Below are 16,192 nucleotides of genomic sequence, written 5' to 3' on the forward strand. Positions count from 1 at the left end.
TGAAGTCATGGCGGGCCTTCGGGATGTCCGCGGCAGGGCAGCTGCAGGCCAGTCTGCACGACGGCGGTTGGTGTATGGGTCGGTGTCGTGGTGCAAGCCAATGTTCCCAGGGCGTATGCCCTACAGCCAACTCTGCAGGAAATCCCCTGCCGAATCAACTGTGGTGTCATTATCAGTGTTGGTGTAAGCAGTCGGACTAGTTAATCAATCAAACAAGTTGCCGACACAATTTAGTTAACGATATACAGTCTCATGTACATTCTCTTCATGAGGCTTTACTTCGAAATACTACTACAATAATTGATTTTCAAAATAGCCGTAAAGCTTGTGGATATTTTCACTAGAAAAAGTAAAAAAATGAATGAATTTGATACCGTTATTAATGAAATCGTAGGCGCTGAATCCTATGTCGACGAGAACTCTATAGACAAATTAATAAAGATTATTACTGAACATAATAGGATTTTTGTATTCGGTACCGGACGATCTGGTTTGATGTTAAAGGCATTCGCAATGCGACTTATGCAAATTGGAAAGGTTGTCTATGTCGTGGGAGAAACAATAACTCCGAGTATACAAGAGGGTGATCTCTTGATTGTTGCGTCTGCCTCAGGAGAAACGGGCAGTGTTGTGCTTATGGCTAGATCGGCTTTAAAGTCAGATGTTGATCTTTTTGTAGTGTCAGCGAGCACAGAGTCTACTCTGGCGAAAATTCATACGCCTGACATAGTTATTCCTTCGGGTACAAAATACTCCACTGCATCAAATAGCGTTCAGCCACTAGGCAGTCTATTTGAGCAAATGCTCTTACTTCTATTTGATTCCTCGGTGATGAGACTCGTAAACGGTGAACAAAATTTGGATCAAGAGATGGCATCACGTCATGCCAGTCTCGAATGACTTTAAATCTAACAGTCTAGATAACAGGTGATAGTATACCTACGTCGGGCTGCGGAGACCTACGTTGGCCATCATCATATGGCGAACCACCTTTGCAGCTTCAGGCTACCTATCACGGGCCTGGTTGACCTGGTAGAGGTAGACCTACCAGTTGAGGTAGCTTTTGCATGTTGGCCATGGACATGCCCGTGAAGCGCCAGATTCACTCGTTATCTAGACTGTTAGAACTTTAAAAAATCTGGTGGTGGCATTATGAAGAAGAGAAGCACTGAAATATTACAGCGTCTTTTGGATACACCTACACACTTACTACCAGAAGAGGTGATTCTTTCTGATTACGACATGTCGGACAAAACACTTCGTCTAGATATTAGGGAAGCAAATGCGTTCACTCAAAGCGTGGACGTTTCTTCTAAGATCTCACTTGCAGATGGTTCCATTTATCTCGAGGCTGGCTTTGATTACAGTCAGATAACCGATGCGCTCAGTACTATGGATCTATTTGAATACAAGTTATCGTCTGAAGAAAGAAAGATATACATCACCGTTGAGCTGCTCTTGCAGGAGGGATATATCTCATTGCAGGCCCTTGCTGATTCTATGTTCGTTTCCCGCAATACTGTTGTACAGGACATCAAATTAGTTCGTTACTGGTTGAGCAAGTACGATATTGAAGTGATCACTAAGGGCAAATATGGTGTAGAGATCAATTCGTCCGAAGAAAAACAGCGTGTTCTACTGGTAGATATTTTTTTGACTTATTGAGTAGCAGATACCATGCTCATGACTATTTTTCTGGGTTACTTGAACGTAAACTTGGCTTTAGCTATTCGATTGATGATATTTTAGGCTCTGTTCGGATGTTTGAAACAAAATTCAATACCTTCCTAACTGTAGAGTCAGAGTACAGAATATCTGCCTCTTTGTTAATATCATTTAATCAGCTTAAGAATAAAAATGATGTTGATATCCAAACAGTGACTCAGGATTCATCATTTAATTCCTTGGATTTCGTCGGGCAGCTTATTGTTTTTGTAGCAAAGAAAATTAACAATTTAGGTGCATTAAATTCTGAACGTATCGGACAGATAGAGCAATTCATTTTTAATCAGAGCCACTATCCCCAAGTGGAACATGTAAACGATTTTGATTTTTATTGTACGGTATCCCACTTCCTTACCCTTATAGGCATAGATTTGGGGATTGATCTGCAAAACGACGAATTGCTTATTGATCTATTAGTCTCGCATTTAAAGAGCCTGATAAACTGGGATTCTGATTCATTTAATGCGAATATCGCAGGACCTCTAGGACCTCAGGTTAAATTAATCCGACAGGCAACAACTCGCAGTTTAAATGTTATAGAAAATTTTTTACATAGACCACTGTCCGATAGTATGGTTTCTTCTATTGTCATACACATTGCTGCTGCCGTTTTACGTAATGAAAATAAGAAAACTCCATCTAGAATTGCTATAGTCTGTCCGGGCTCTAGGGCCATGAGTGAGTACCTTCAAGAGCAAATAAAAAACTACTTCAATTTTTATGTCGCTTGTTCAATACAGAAAAACGATTTCAACTTTAATGATTTAGAGACGCAGCACCTAGACTTTGTAGTTACTACGGTAGATTTACCTCAGTTAACTGTTCCATCTGTCAAAGTGTCTCCGATGCTTACGATTAGTGACATCAATAATATCCAAGCTATAGCGTTTAAAATACAGCATGATTCTAAGCAGAATAGGAAAGATAATGATGCCTTGATCCAATTGGTTAGTCCAATCGTGAAATCAGGAAACATAAGGAAAATGGAGATAATTTATAATCAAACAGTTAGACTACTGAAGGAATTTGAGAATTCTGAATACCAGACAGCTATGAGCTCAGAAATTCTAAAAATAATGCCTATGCAGTTCATACGAATTGAATCTAGGTCCTTAAGCTGGAAAGATGGAATAAAAGCCGGATTTACTGATCTTGTTGAGAATAATCTGGTAGGGCCTTCTTATGTTGACCATGCTATTGACAACGTAGAGAAATACGGGCCATATATTATTATCAATAGAGGTATCGCCCTTCCTCATGCAGAGTCAAAAGATGATGTACTGGAGGATTGCTTGAGCCTATTGATATCGCAAAAAGGCATCGAATTTGATAATAATGAACGCGTTTTCTTGCTTTTTTGTTTCGCTCAGAACAGTGATATAGAGTACTTAAGGCTGTTCAAAGAGATTATGTCTCTTGGAAATAGGCAAACCGAAATCAATAGATTGATAAAATCTCAAACAAGTGAACAAGCCCAGCGTATTCTGATTGAGATGCTTACCAATTATAAGAATAAGTAATAAATCAATCAACCTTTTGGATCGTCATCTCTACTGAGGTTAAGAGGCTCTATGCATGCAAGAATGCGTGAGGATAATGAAATTGCATTAGCATATGAGTTAGCTATCAGTACCAGATTTATTGATACGTATATTGGGAGCATGTATAGACCATGAATGTTCGGATATTGGAATTGATTGAGGGCGCTAAGCAGGCCCGAGGACTTACGGTAATCATCGATGTCTACCGTGCGTTCTCGCTTGAGAGCTATCTCTTTGGACAGGGAGCCAAAGCGATCTTCCCGATCGGTTCAATTGAGGAAGCGCTGGCATACAGAAAGGAGCACCCTGACTACATCACCTTTGGTGAGCGCTACGGTGCACAGGTTGAAGGGTTTGAATACGGGAACTCTCCCTCACAGGTGGTAGGGAAGGACCTAACCGGTAAATACTGCATCCACACCACGAGTGCCGGCACCCAGGGTATTGTCAACGCTACAGGAGCCACCGAGATTGTGGCGGCAAGTCTTGTAAATGCCGGTGCCATTGCCCGCTATATCCAATGCAAGGACCCCGAGGAAGTCTCTATCGTTGCGATGGGAAATCAAGGGGTGAGTACTGCAGATGAGGATGTACTGTGTGCTCACTATATCAAAGCCTTACTTGAAGGTGCTGATTACGAACAAACATGCACCCTCGTACAGCAGAAAGCAGAAGACCTGCGCACAAGCGCAGGAAAGAAGTTCTTTGATCCGAAGCAACCGGCGTTTCCTGAAGGTGACTTTGAGCTCTGCTCTGCCGTCGATCGATTTGCCTTTGCGATTCGCGTGGGGCACGACGAGACAGGACGTCTCGTCAATACCCGCTTTGATTGCTAAACCTCGATACGTGATAGATAGGAACAAGGGCGTCGCATCAACCGCCTAACGTGTAGTGGTCTGCGGCGTTCATCATATTGACCTCTGCTAACTCCATCTCGCCGTCGATATAGGGCTGATACATTGTGTCGATAGAACCTACACCCATTGAGCAGCCACTGCAGTTCTCGCAGCTGCCGTCACCGCAGAATGCGAGTCCCTTTCTCACGATTTCAATGCGCTCTTCCCGTGTAGTGTCTTTGATCAAAATTGAATGAGCCATGATAAGCCTCCTGGTATTTTACTGTAGTTTTTCCCTTTCTGTTGTGATGTATACCCCGGCAGGTCTTGTGCGTAGCAGAGCATAGATGATTCCTACTAATATTTATTGTTGGTAGTCTCTTGGTTCTCCAAGACCTAAGCGCTGATAGCTGAGATTTTATAGTTCTTAGTTGTATAGGTTGGGGAGGGGCGGGTACATCGATCAAGGTATGCAACAAATAACTAAACCGTTTGGTTGGAAGGACTGTACATGAAACAATTTAAGACAGAGAGTAAAAAGCTTCTTGATCTGATGATCAACTCTATCTACACCAACAAGGAGATCTTCCTTCGTGAGCTTATATCAAATGCCTCCGACGCAATTGACAAGCTCAGCTTCAAGAGCCTGACTGACCCTTCCGTGAAGATCGACCAGAAGAGCCTGCCGATCAGTGTGTCGTTTGACAAGGATGTCAGGACCATTACGGTATCTGATAACGGAATCGGTATGACCGAAGACGAGCTGGACAAGAACCTGGGCACGATCGCTCATTCCGGGTCCCAACAGTTCAAAGACGAGATTGAGAAGGCCTCCGACAATAAGGATGATGCGGACTCAATCGATATCATTGGCCAGTTTGGCGTCGGCTTCTACTCTGCCTTTATGGTCGCCAAGAAGGTCCGTGTTGTAAGCCGTGCCCTGGGTGCGGAGAAAGCCTACGCCTGGGAATCTGACGGTATCACCGGATACACGATCGATCCGGCAAAGCCGGACGAGCGCCCGAATGCGGAGGACCACGGCACTGACGTAATCGTCTACCTGAAGGATTCCACGAAGGACGAGGATACCGATAAGTATTTGAATGAGTACACACTGCAGGGGCTCATTAAGAAGTACTCCAACTACGTGCGCCACCCGATTCAGATGATGGTGACCAAGAGTAGACAGAAGCCAAAGCCGAAGGATGCAGGTGACGACTACAAGCCAGAGTATGAGGACTACCAGGAGCTTGACACCATTAACTCGATGACCCCGATCTGGAAGAAGCAGAAGAGCGAGGTCGAGCAGAAGGACTACGACGAGTTCTACGAGTCCACGTTCCACGATTGGGCAAAACCACTCAAGACCTTAAGCTTCCACACTGAGGGCACTGTGAGCTATGATGCATTGCTCTTTATCCCTTCACAGGCTCCGTTTGATCTGTATAGTAAGGACTACCAGAAAGGCCTGGCGCTCTACTCCAACAACGTACTGATCCAGGAGAAGTGCGCAGATCTGCTCCCGGACTATTACAACTTCGTCCACGGCGTCGTAGATTCCCCGGATATCCAGCTCAATATCAGCCGTGAGACACTACAGCAGAGCGCACAGTTACGTGCGATCGCCCGTCGCGTGGAGAAGAAGATCACCCAGACCTTACAGGATATGCGCGACAACGACCGTGAGAACTACATCAAATTCTTCAACAACTTCGGTCGTGGCCTCAAGTTCGGTATCTACAACTCCTACGGCTCCAAAGCCTCAGAGCTCGCTGACCTCCTGCTCTTCTGGTCCGCAAAAGAGAAGAAGTTCGTAACCTTCAAAGAGTACGTGAAGGCGATGCCGAAGGATCAGGACAAGATCTACTACGCCGCAGGCGAGTCTCAGGACCGCCTGGCCAAGATGCCGGTAGTGGGCTCTGCAATCAAACACGGTTACGACGTGCTCCTGTGTACGCAGGACGTCGATGAGTTCATGTTCCAGATCATGAGGAGCTACCACATTGACGCGGTAGCCGGTGACTCTGAGCACAAGGGCACCGATGCCCGTGACCTCGAGTTCCAAAACATATCCAAGTCCGATGTTGACTTCGCAACGAAGGATGAAAAGGACGAGGCCAAGAAGGCGACCGACGAGAACAAGGATCTGTTTGACGCAATGAAGAAGGCGCTGGGCGACAAGGTTACCGACGTGACCGTCACCGCGGGGCTCACAGATACCCCGGCTCGCATCACCGCGACCGGCCCGGTCTCCCTTGAGATGGAGCGTGTTATCGCGCAGGGTCCAGAGGCTGACAATACCCCGAAAGCCCAGCGTGTACTCGAGCTCAACCCCACACATCCGGTGTTCGCCAAACTGGTACAGTCTCAAAAGGACGGCGATGAGGACAAGCTGAAGCTCTACAGCAACATCCTCTATAACCAGGCTTTGCTGGTCGAAGGTCTCCCGATCGATGACCCGGTTCAATTTGCCGCTGAGGTCACTAAATTGATGTAGAGTTGCATGTCGAGATAAATGGGCGCCAGCTGCTCTATTTGGGCAGCTGGCGTTTTTCATATCGAGATAACCGGCTCAGTGACTCGTAGAACTCAACTTCTGGTAAGACGTTGTGAGCAGGTGGGATGCGGTATTAAATTGAACGAACTTGACACTGTTGAATTTGTGCAAACTGTGAATTAGTTGTTAAATCGACACTTTGAAACGAACTCGACATGTCGAGTTCACTATGATACTAACCGAATATACGTTCCCGGAAAAAGCGTTGACAAACCTAAGGAGAATGGTATGCGCAGAACAATGACTTTTGAAGGCAAGCGTCACAGCTATGACACCGAGAAATCCACTAAGCTTGCTCACAAGACCTTCGGTGAGTTCGGTGATCCGGCAGGTTACGAAGAGACCCTGTATCGTAACCGTTCAGGCTTCTATTTCCTCTATGGTCAGGGTGGCGAGGACTCTCCGTATAAGGGTGGAGAGGATCTCAAGCCGATCTCTGAGTCTCAGGCACGTTCTTGGGAGAAGGAGTAGTTGTACTGCCATAACAGCCAACTAACTAATTCATTATTTTGAGAAAGCTCGGAGAACGAGGGAGTGGTTCTCCGAGCTTTCTATGTCGACACATACCTCAACAGGGAAGTACGAATGGATTTAAGGAGGATACGTTTGGGGATCGGTCTCTGGTTAAGTCTGGCGATCCAAGTAATATTGAGGTGTGTATTTGGTCCCAAGGAAAGGACGCCTGCATGAAACGGTATACCATCGATGACTTCTGCCGGCTGATTGACCACACCAATCTCCGGCCTGATGCGACACATGAGGATCTCAAGAAACTGTGCGACGAGGCGAAGCAATATCACTTCAAGATGGTTGCGATCAACTCAGCGCAGTCAAAATTCTGTTCAGAGCAGCTGAAGGGGACCGATATAGACACCGGTGCGGCCATCAGCTTCCCATTGGGGCAGACCAGCATAGTTACAAAGGTGTTCGAGACAAAGGATGCGTTGGCCAATGGCGCCAATGAGATCGACTACGTTGTCAACTTGACCGAAGTCAAAGCCGCAAACTGGAACTATGTGAAAGACGAGATGCGGCAGATCGTTGATGCGTGCAACGAAGCACAGGTTCCTTCAAAGGTGATCTTTGAGAACTGCTTCCTGTCGCAGGGTGAGAAGATCAAACTGTGTGAGATTGCGAGCGAGGTTAAGCCGACCTTCATTAAGACGAGCACCGGCTTTGCAAAAGGTGGGGCTACGCTCGAGGATGTTCGCTTGATGCGCAAGTATGCTGATCCTGCAGTGAGGATCAAAGCTGCCGGCGGTATCCGCACAGCAGACGCCTTCCTCGACTTTGTGCATGCTGGTGCTGAACGTATCGGCTGCAGTAAGGGTATTCCCATCATCGAGGAGCTGCACCGCCGTATGGAGGCAAAGGGTGTCGATTATCTTGAGGTGTGAAGGACACGTACACCGTTTATCGTGAAATAGATCCCGTTCTACAGAAGAGTCCCTGTGTCGTATAGGTCTACGGCAGGGGGACTCATTGTGATTCTCTAAAAGATTGTGAGCATCACTTAGCTACCGATTCGGCAAACATATTGCGCTCTTTGAATTCCGCCTGGACGGTCTTGAACATGAGGTCCACGTCCTCAAGGCCTAAGTGCCGCTCTTTTTGACTCTTTTTGAGGACATGGCGACGACGGGCCCAGGTCTCCAATGCTGCGGGGTGTGATTCACGCCTCAGTGAGGCTACCTCTGGATCACACCGCCTGCAGATGTCACGGGTGTCGATCGGGATGATCTCGCCCGCCTTCCGTGCCTCTGCATAGCCGTTCAGGTGGATGGTGAGCCAGGAATCCTCAAAGGCGGCGTTGTGTGCCATGTAGGGATAAGTTTCCAAGATCTTCAGCAGGGCTTTTTGAACGGGGATGTTCTCACGGAAGGGGGTCTTTCCGTCGAGATCCTTCCAGGTGATATGATGGATGTTGGAGAGGGGTACGCCTTTCTCCTTATACATCTCAGGGATACCGAAGTAAGCGGTGTGGCCGTTATTGGGTTTTGACTTCGGCTCGAGCAGCATGAATTCAAAGCCGACATTGATAATGTAGCCACGAGAGGGCTCTGTGCCGGTGGTTTCCAGATCGATCCCTAAGATCATGCCGGAGACCGGCGCTTCCTGATAGGCGACATTCAAGTCACGCAGGTCGGGATGCGCGGTTATCTCCACTTCCCTGTCGGTCCTTCCTTGCATCACCGCTACTGAGTGGATCAGATCCTTATTGGAGAGGTTACGGGTGAGGGTCACTGGGCTTTCACGGCGCAGGCGCTTGGTACCAAACATATCACAGATGGTTCTGTTGTTGTCAGCCAAGCCACGGATCAGATCAAAGGAAAAGGGAAGCTTGTCAGCAGGGGAGTTTCTCCAGGTGTCCATCAGCATCGACAGTGCTTCTTCATTTTTCCGGCGTTCCTGGTTGAGTGCCTCATCCCCGGAGAGGAATCCGGGGAAGATCGCTGAGGTTGCCTGATCAATTGCTTGTGAAAGATTCATTGAGTAAAAACCTGAATTCTTACGGTAGATCGTGTTGTAGAAATAGAAAGATTAGCACGTTACGGTATCTATCACGTATCTGCACAAAGGCAGGATATACCATTCATATACAAAGTAGTTCCTACCCGTTTTGCCGCTGACACGCGGACAGATTCCATTTCCCATAGTACCATGACGCTGCGACAGGTCTGTTTTGCCTAACGCTGCAAGGGTAGCAGGGTACTGAACAGTGTAATACTGGAATGTTTAAAATTCGATCAGTTCAAGGTCGTTTAGTTGTCCGCACCTTAATATGGCACATTAAAACTGGACACCGATTTGACTTGACGAAGTGAACTCGCACAATGTGCTCATAGAGCGCGGAAAGTGAGGTTCGAGAATGCCGAAGGGAAAGCCACACCCGGCCGAGCTCAAGGCCAAGGTGACGCTGGAGGCGCTGCAGGGCGCCGAGACTGTCAACGAGATAGCGAAGAAATACGACCTCAACCCAACCTGGTGAGGAACTAGAAGGCTAAGGCCGAAAGCGACCTGTCCAGGGTCTTCTCCGTTGCGCAGGACGAGCGAGCAGCGAGCGCGACTATCTTCAACGCCGTGTGCTTGTACATTACGGAATCGACCTCGATTCCAAGGAAGGATCTGATCGACCCGGGATGGTGGGTTAGCGTGGTCAGGCAGCTCCAGCAGCTGTAGATCCCCAGGCTCACCTACTACAAGGCCAAGGGCCGCGCAGGCGCTCTTTTGAGGGATCGAATCGCAAGCGCGCCATGCGCATCGTGGATAACGTCCACCTGAAGCAGCCCTTACGCAGGTGCGAGGAAGATAAGCCGTACACTCGAGGCATCGAGGTGCTGGGCGCGAAGGCTCATGGAGAAGATGGGTGTGTGCTCGATCTGCCCCAAGCCGGCCAAAAGCTCGGTAAAGCATTCCTGCCTGCTGAAGAACAAGGCGATACGCTTTCCCAACCAGGTAGCGTCGAGATCACCTACATTCCGATAGGGGGCTTGCACCTGTGTCTGATCTGTGTGATCGGCTGGTTCTCCCACTGCGTCGTGGGCCGGAAGGACTCATCCGACATGGGTGCCGCAGGTGTATGCGAGTGCATGTGCCAGGCACTGGAGGAGCACAAAGACCCTCCAGTGCCAACTTCAACCAGGGATCGCTCCTCTCCGCTGCAACGTATAAGGGTCTGCTGGCTTGCTGAAACATCTGCCAGAGCATGGAAGTGGGTCGACAACACTATCGTAAAAGAGATGATCTAGAAGCCTCAAGAGTGAGTGCGTGAGGATCAACGAGTACAAAGCGCTCGGCGAGCTAAAGAAGGCTCAGCGCGGGCTTACGCTAAGCAGTACAATAACGAGTGGCTCCACCAGCTACTTAGCTACGAGACGCTCCTCAAACTGGTATCGCTTAGGGCTGATGGCGGCGTAAGGCCGCCAGGAAAAAAGGTACCGGGTTCACTTCTGAAGCCGATTTCGTTGTCCAAACGGGCGTGCCACTTTACCTGTATATATACGTGCATATATTCACAAGGGCGAAATGCTTTGGCGTACGTTAGAAAGCCCCCGATAAAGTAACAATCACAATACAATTTTTGGTTTTTGATGGTCTATCAGGGCACTTTTATGTGGCGGCTCTGCATCTGTACCTTTATACTTCCGGACTTTGGTTTTTCGATCCCCGATATGGTGCTATGGGTCCCTTCAGCCGCGCTTCCTGCCGGCAGAAGGGCCCTTCCCTTCGCCGCGCAGCATGGGCGAGCGTGCAGGAGGAGATCGCCTTCACGTCGCCTTCGGTGAGGTTGAAGTGAAGCAGCGGCAGCCCCGTCCTTGACGCCAGCTCCTCGATGATGGGGCTTCTCCTGGATATGTTGGCATACCTCCTCTCCGAGGTGCGGCACACATCGAGGCCGCGACAGAGCCCCATGATGTCCTTGGAGGAGAAGCTATCTCCCAGCACCTTCACCTGCAGGAGCCTCATGAGCAGCACCGCGATGTAGCAGACGAGGAAGTGGCCCGTGATTGTGCTCTGCCTCTGAAGATAGACAGGCCTCGCATCGAGCTTAGACTTCATCACCCTGAAGCTCTCCTCGATCCTCCAGAGCCTGTGGTAGGTGCTGTATATGGCCAGGGGGTCCATCCTGGTCTCCGAGGTCACGATCATGTTGTAGCCCACAAGGGCCCTGGCCTTCCTGATCGCCTCGTGGTTGAGCATGGCCGCGACCTTCATGTCCTCCCTGACCTCGCCCTCGCCGTCGACGGGGGAGAACGTGACATACTTCGCGCTGTCGCCGTACTCGGACCTTTTCGCGGCTGCCGCCTTAAGCGCCCTCGCCTTCTCCACCTGCCGGTCTATCTCGTATTTCTGCTTCCTGGCAAGCGAGGGGCTGTACGTGACGACGCGCCTCTCGGGGAGCTCGACCTTCCTCTTCCTTCCGTCCTCTCCCTCTACCGTGTACTCGAAGTCGCCGTCCGCCATCTTGTAGCGAAACGATGTCTCGCCCTTCCCGTCGGCGACGTCCGTCCAGCCATCTCCCGAGAGCGCCCACGTGCGCTCCTTGGCGGGAAGCGCCTTCACCGACTTCGAGAATATGTAGCCGTCCCCTGCAAGCACCGCCTCCGCGATGTTGGCTGCGCAGTTCAGCCCCTTGTCGGCGACCCTCACGGTCCTGCCGGATATGGAGCCCCTCTCCTTCATCTGGGCGATGCACCTTCCGAGCTGCGGCCTGTCGCTCTCGTTGCCGGGAAACAGGCTCATCGCCACCGGGATGCAGTTGGCGTCGAGGAGAAGGCCCATCGCGACTGTCGGCTTTGGCCTGTGCTCCTTCGAGGGGCCCTTCCTCCTGAAATCGTCCTTGCGGTCGATCTCGAAGTAGAAGTTCGTGCAATCGAAGTAGGCCAAGGACATGTCGTGGCCGAAGGCCTCCTCCACGTGCGCATTGTAGATCTCGACGACCTTGTCGTACTCATCGCCCAGATAGGCGAGCCCGTCTCAGAGCTGGTCCAGCGTGAACTGCGCATCGATGCCCTCCATCTGGGGCAGCACGCCCTCGAATGTCCTGAGCTTGGAGCAGGGGGCGACGGCCCTCGCATAGACGAGCGAGGAGAGGAGATCGTGCAGCGAGAAGCGCAAGCCCGAGGGGGTCTGGAGCAGCGCCATGTCCTCCGCCGTGCCGAGGGCCGTGTCCACCGCCTTGAGCGCGAAGTGGCCGAGATGCCTCGTCGCCGGGACATCGGAGATCTCCCGCACCCTCTCCCTCTCCATGCCGGCCTTGCGCTCGGCATTCATGCGGGCCACCTCGCGCTTGTAATGGGAGACGGGATCGGCGATGCCCTTCTCCATCAGCGCGTCGGCATAGTCCAGCGCCTTCACGGACCTGTGCGCGGTATGCCTTCGCTTGGGGTCCCAGTGGCTCTCGTAGATCTGGAGATAAAGCCCCTTCTTGTTGCGCGTCTGCTTGAGGAAGTAGGCCATCGCAGCCTCCCTGTCAACGTAAAGCACCATAGCACCATGTATATATTCTATCAGGGAGCGATTTCCGGATCAAGCATACAGGCATGAAAAAAGCCAGCTCAGGGCTGGCTTTTGCGGTTCCGGGCCATGTCCCGGGTCCTGAAGAATCGTGGTGCTAAACGCTAAAGACGGGTCTATCAGGGCACTTTTATGTGGCGGCTCTGCATCTGTACCTTTATACTTGATTACGTATTGATTTCGTAATCTGAACTGAGCGTAGATAGGAAGCCATATGTCTCGTGTAAGCAAGAAGGAAGATCAGTTCTACGTATTATTTCAGGAGCTTGCAGACAAGATGGTCGTCGCAGCAGATTGCTACTATGACATTGTTTCCACATATCCGAAACATGCAAATCGCATCACTGAAATGAAAGACTACGAGATCGATTGCGATAGAGAAATCAGCAAGATCTTTGATCTTCTCAATAATTCGTTCGTGACGCCGTTTGATCGCGAGGATATCTCCGCGTTGATCCTAAAGATGGATGACGTTGTCGATGATATGGAAAACGTCTCAAGGCGCTACGAGCTCTTCCATGTGAACGCGACCTATCCCGAGGCTGAGCAGATGGCGGCGCTGGGCCGCGATGCCGTCCACGATATACAGGTCCTCTTCCAGCATTTCTCCAACTTCCGCAAGGACAAAGAAGTCCAGAAGCAGGCTGGCATGATCCACGATATTGAGGACCAGGGGGATCATGTCTACCACAGCGCCTTGGCGAAGCTCTTTGACGAGGAGAACGTAACCGCGACCCACCTGCTCAAATGGGACACAATCTTTGGCAAGATGGAGGACATTCTTGACGACTGTAAGACAGTCGCGACGCTCGTGGCGAATGTGGTGCTGAAGAATGCTTAGCTCACTTCTTGTGGGGGTGCTGATCGCCGCCTTCCTCTTCGAGTTGATCAACGGGTTCCACGATGCGGCCAATGCAATCGCTACGACCGTCTACACCCGTGCCTTACCGCCCAGAGCCGCGATCATCATGTCCGCGTGCATGAACTTTTTGGGCGCCCTCACGCACGAGAGTGTGGCTATGACCATCGCCGAGGGCATCGTCTCGATCACGCCGGATCTCTACGTGATCTTCTCTGCGCTCGTGGGCGCAATCATTTGGGACCTGTTCACCTGGTGGAAGGCGGTCCCTTCCAGCTCCTCCCACGCGCTGATCGGCAGCCTCATCGGCGCCACAATCGTCTATACGCACTCGCTCGGCTACGTGCAGTGGGACGGGGTCTTAAATAAGGTCATCATCCCGCTCTTCACTTCACCGCTGATTGGCTTTGCGCTTGGCTTTACACTCATGCGCTTCATCTTTGAGCTCTTTGCGAGCTGGACACCGCATCGCGCGAACACCTTGTTCCATCGGCTGCAGATCGTCTCTTCGATGTTTATGGCGTACAGCCACGGCTCCAACGACGCCCAAAAAACGATGGGCATCATCACGATCGCCCTGGTCTCTCAGGGGCTCGTCGCAGCTGGTACCGGCATTCCTCTGTGGGTCAAGATCTTTTGCGCGACGACAATGGCAATCGGCACCTCCGTTGGCGGCCAGCGCATCATGAAGACTGTTGGATCCGGCGTCACCAAGCTGGAACCGGTCATGGGCTTTGTCTCTGAGACTTCCTCCGCCATTGCGATTCAGATCATGACGGCAATCGGTGCGCCGGTCTCCACCACCCAGGTCATCACCACCGCAATCATGGGCTCCGGTTCCGCGAAGGGACTGCGTAAGGTCCACTGGGGCGTCGCAGCCGACATCGTGCAAGCATGGTTTGTAACCCTGCCGGTTACGATCGTCTTAGGCGGCTTGGTCTGCTGGATTATCGGAATGATCGTATAGAGGGTAGGGTGTTTCTTCGTGTCAGAGACTGACTATCTCACTGCCTCACAAGGGTTATACACATTTATCGAGGAAGTCCCTCGTGTACCTTCTTCACGGTAGCAGCGCTCCGCAAGCGGCTTGAGGCTGTTGTTGGGACAACCTATCTGCCGGAAGGTGATTCCTGGAAGATGGAGCCAGGACAGCGCTACTACGCCATCTGCAATAACTCGTCCCTGATCACCTGGAAGGTAGGGGATAAGCTTGATTCCTATCACTTCCAGCTCACCACCTCCTATGTGGATCCCCCGACCTACAAGCTGAAGAGCGTGCCGGAGCTTCAAGGCCCTGACAGTTATGATACCGAAGCCTAGGACGGCATGATGGACTATATCTGGTTTGATCGTCCGCTGAGCCTGGCAGGCGAGGTGTACATGCGTACCCCCCAAAGGGACTTGAGGAGAAGCCCGTCTCCTTTGATAAGAATCTCTTGACCATCCCGAGCCTCGCAATTCATATGAACCGTGAGGTCAATGAATCCTTTGGGCCAGACCGAACAGTCGATCTCTGCCCTTTGTTCTCTGCAGGGGAACCTAAACAGGGACCTCTCGACAAATTGATCGCCGAGGAGCTCAGCTGTGAGCTGGATGCAATCCTCGCGCGTGACCTCTACCTCGTCAACCGTCAAAAGCCGACAGTGTGGGGTGCAGTCCAGGAGTTTGTGAGCGCACCGCACCTGGACGATCTGCAGTCCGCCTATGCGGGTTTGCAAGCCTTCCTGGGATCGGATAACGAGCACGGCGTGTCCGTCTATGTCTGCTTTGATAACGAAGAAGTGGGCTCAAGCACCAAACAGGGAGCGCTTTTCGCCTTCCTGCATGACACCTTGGTACGCATCAACAAGACACTCGGCAAAACCGAGGAGAAAGTACTACCGCTCGGCGGCGCAGTCTTTCCTCGTAAGTTCTGTGGCAATCCCCATGCCAAGCATCCCAACCACCCTGAGGTGGCAGATGCCACCAACACCTGCATCCCCCAACAAGGGCCTGGTGATCAAAGAGGCGGCCAACCAGCTCTATACGGCCGACGCGTTCAGCCGGGCAGTGCTGAGTGAGATACTCAACCGCAACGACGTCCCCTATCAGACCTTTGCGAACCGCTCCGATATGCGGAGAGGCTCCACACTTGGCAACCTGAACAACGTGCAGGTCTCCGTCCACGCGGTGGATGTAGGCGCGCAGTTTGCGGTGCGCTCCGCCTATGAGATAGCAGGAGCCAAGAATACCTGTCTGGGCGTTGAGACACTCAAAGTCTTCCATCAGATCACACTTCAGATTACCGGAGTCGATCGGCTTCATCCGCATAAATCCTCTGTGAATATCCGCACTGTCTCAAACCTAAGGACTGTAATGGACGTGAGAGAGACAGCATCCAGGTTATTGGGGTTTGTATGCTGAAGTGACACCGGAGCTCTCAGTGTGGCATCCTTGTGCCATACCAAAAAGGGCTGATAAGGGAGAACTATAACTATGAGTTCAATGAGTGTCGTCGTTATTATCTTCGCTGTGGTGATCGGCTGTGCGATCGGAATAGGGGTCTCCGCTATCTCTGACAGACGACGAGCTCGCAAAGAGCATCGATCGCACGATAAGGACTCTGATTTTATGGATTGGTAGATATTCGGCCTGTGCATCAGAAATCTGAAAACGA

Annotated in this window: 18 protein-coding genes; 14 read left to right on the plus strand and 4 right to left on the minus strand. The window is 50.8% G+C overall.

Features of this window, described 5'->3' with window-relative positions:
* Nucleotides 1-300 precede the first annotated feature (300 nt).
* From hxlB to J4859_RS05620, 4 genes are all read left to right on the plus strand, one after another.
* Nucleotides 301-900 carry a 6-phospho-3-hexuloisomerase gene (gene hxlB, locus J4859_RS05605; RefSeq protein ID WP_212334007.1) on the plus strand — a complete coding sequence of 200 codons (600 nt, stop codon included), beginning with the start codon at nt 301-303 and terminating at the stop codon, nt 898-900.
* Nucleotides 901-1,152: 252 nt separating this feature from the next.
* A complete protein-coding gene (locus J4859_RS05610; RefSeq protein ID WP_212334010.1) occupies nt 1,153-1,665 on the plus strand; it encodes an HTH domain-containing protein in 513 nt (170 codons plus the stop codon).
* The gene (locus J4859_RS05615; RefSeq protein WP_212334013.1) at nt 1,662-3,245 is read left to right on the plus strand and encodes a PTS sugar transporter subunit IIA; all 1,584 of its coding nucleotides are present in this window, start codon (nt 1,662-1,664) and stop codon (nt 3,243-3,245) included. The genes J4859_RS05610 and J4859_RS05615 overlap by 4 nt, the downstream gene beginning before the upstream one ends.
* 152 nt (nt 3,246-3,397) lie before the next feature.
* On the plus strand, nt 3,398-4,102 hold the full coding sequence (locus J4859_RS05620) for a 2-phosphosulfolactate phosphatase (protein WP_212334016.1): 705 nt from the start codon (nt 3,398-3,400) through the stop codon (nt 4,100-4,102).
* 37 nt (nt 4,103-4,139) lie between these two features.
* Here J4859_RS05620 and J4859_RS05625 read toward each other — a convergent pair whose 3' ends face one another.
* The gene (locus tag J4859_RS05625; RefSeq protein WP_212334019.1) at nt 4,140-4,364 is read right to left on the minus strand and encodes a hypothetical protein; all 225 of its coding nucleotides are present in this window, start codon (nt 4,362-4,364) and stop codon (nt 4,140-4,142) included.
* Nucleotides 4,365-4,613: 249 nt separating this feature from the next.
* Between J4859_RS05625 and htpG the strand changes: the two genes are divergently transcribed.
* The 3 genes from htpG (at nt 4,614) to deoC (ending at nt 8,056) form a co-directional block, all read left to right on the plus strand.
* Nucleotides 4,614-6,599, plus strand: a complete 1,986-nt coding sequence (gene htpG, locus J4859_RS05630) for a molecular chaperone HtpG (protein WP_212334021.1) — start codon at nt 4,614-4,616, stop codon at nt 6,597-6,599.
* A 288-nt stretch (nt 6,600-6,887) separates the two neighbouring features.
* The gene (locus J4859_RS05635) at nt 6,888-7,130 is read left to right on the plus strand and encodes a hypothetical protein (protein ID WP_212334023.1); all 243 of its coding nucleotides are present in this window, start codon (nt 6,888-6,890) and stop codon (nt 7,128-7,130) included.
* Between the two features lie 215 nt (nt 7,131-7,345).
* A complete protein-coding gene (deoC, locus tag J4859_RS05640; protein WP_212334026.1) occupies nt 7,346-8,056 on the plus strand; it encodes a deoxyribose-phosphate aldolase in 711 nt (236 codons plus the stop codon).
* Nucleotides 8,057-8,168: 112 nt separating this feature from the next.
* On the opposite strand, the gene J4859_RS05645 is transcribed toward deoC, so the two are convergent.
* Nucleotides 8,169-9,149, minus strand: a complete 981-nt coding sequence (locus J4859_RS05645) for a 3'-5' exonuclease (protein ID WP_212334028.1) — start codon at nt 9,147-9,149, stop codon at nt 8,169-8,171.
* Between the two features lie 764 nt (nt 9,150-9,913).
* On the opposite strand from J4859_RS05645, the gene J4859_RS05650 reads away from it, so the two are divergent.
* Nucleotides 9,914-10,408 (plus strand): hypothetical protein, encoded by a 495-nt coding sequence (locus J4859_RS05650; protein ID WP_212334031.1) that lies wholly within the window; start codon nt 9,914-9,916, stop codon nt 10,406-10,408.
* Nucleotides 10,409-10,796: 388 nt separating this feature from the next.
* Here J4859_RS05650 and J4859_RS05655 read toward each other — a convergent pair whose 3' ends face one another.
* Together J4859_RS05655 and J4859_RS05660 are read right to left on the minus strand one after the other, a co-directional pair.
* Nucleotides 10,797-12,077 (minus strand): IS1634 family transposase, encoded by a 1,281-nt coding sequence (locus J4859_RS05655; protein ID WP_212334034.1) that lies wholly within the window; start codon nt 12,075-12,077, stop codon nt 10,797-10,799.
* A gap of 60 nt (nt 12,078-12,137) precedes the next feature.
* Complete coding sequence (locus tag J4859_RS05660) at nt 12,138-12,620, minus strand: hypothetical protein (RefSeq protein WP_212334037.1); 483 nt, start codon at nt 12,618-12,620, stop codon at nt 12,138-12,140.
* 271 nt (nt 12,621-12,891) lie between these two features.
* Between J4859_RS05660 and J4859_RS05665 the strand changes: the two genes are divergently transcribed.
* From J4859_RS05665 to J4859_RS05690, 6 genes are all read left to right on the plus strand, one after another.
* A complete protein-coding gene (locus J4859_RS05665) occupies nt 12,892-13,518 on the plus strand; it encodes a DUF47 domain-containing protein (protein WP_212334040.1) in 627 nt (208 codons plus the stop codon).
* A complete protein-coding gene (locus tag J4859_RS05670) occupies nt 13,511-14,503 on the plus strand; it encodes an inorganic phosphate transporter (RefSeq protein ID WP_212334043.1) in 993 nt (330 codons plus the stop codon). Before J4859_RS05665 ends, J4859_RS05670 begins: the two co-directional genes overlap by 8 nt.
* 146 nt (nt 14,504-14,649) lie before the next feature.
* Nucleotides 14,650-14,856 carry a hypothetical protein gene (locus J4859_RS16800; protein WP_256436862.1) on the plus strand — a complete coding sequence of 69 codons (207 nt, stop codon included), beginning with the start codon at nt 14,650-14,652 and terminating at the stop codon, nt 14,854-14,856.
* 116 nt (nt 14,857-14,972) lie between these two features.
* Complete coding sequence (locus tag J4859_RS16805) at nt 14,973-15,596, plus strand: hypothetical protein (RefSeq protein ID WP_212334045.1); 624 nt, start codon at nt 14,973-14,975, stop codon at nt 15,594-15,596.
* The gene (locus tag J4859_RS16810) at nt 15,496-15,939 is read left to right on the plus strand and encodes a hypothetical protein (RefSeq protein ID WP_256436828.1); all 444 of its coding nucleotides are present in this window, start codon (nt 15,496-15,498) and stop codon (nt 15,937-15,939) included. The genes J4859_RS16805 and J4859_RS16810 overlap by 101 nt, the downstream gene beginning before the upstream one ends.
* 72 nt (nt 15,940-16,011) lie before the next feature.
* A complete protein-coding gene (locus J4859_RS05690; protein WP_212334051.1) occupies nt 16,012-16,158 on the plus strand; it encodes a hypothetical protein in 147 nt (48 codons plus the stop codon).
* Nucleotides 16,159-16,192: the final 34 nt, after the last annotated feature.

Origin of the sequence: Atopobium sp. oral taxon 416 (assembly GCF_018128285.1) — a bacterium.
In the GTDB taxonomy this organism is placed as follows: domain Bacteria; phylum Actinomycetota; class Coriobacteriia; order Coriobacteriales; family Atopobiaceae; genus Olsenella_L.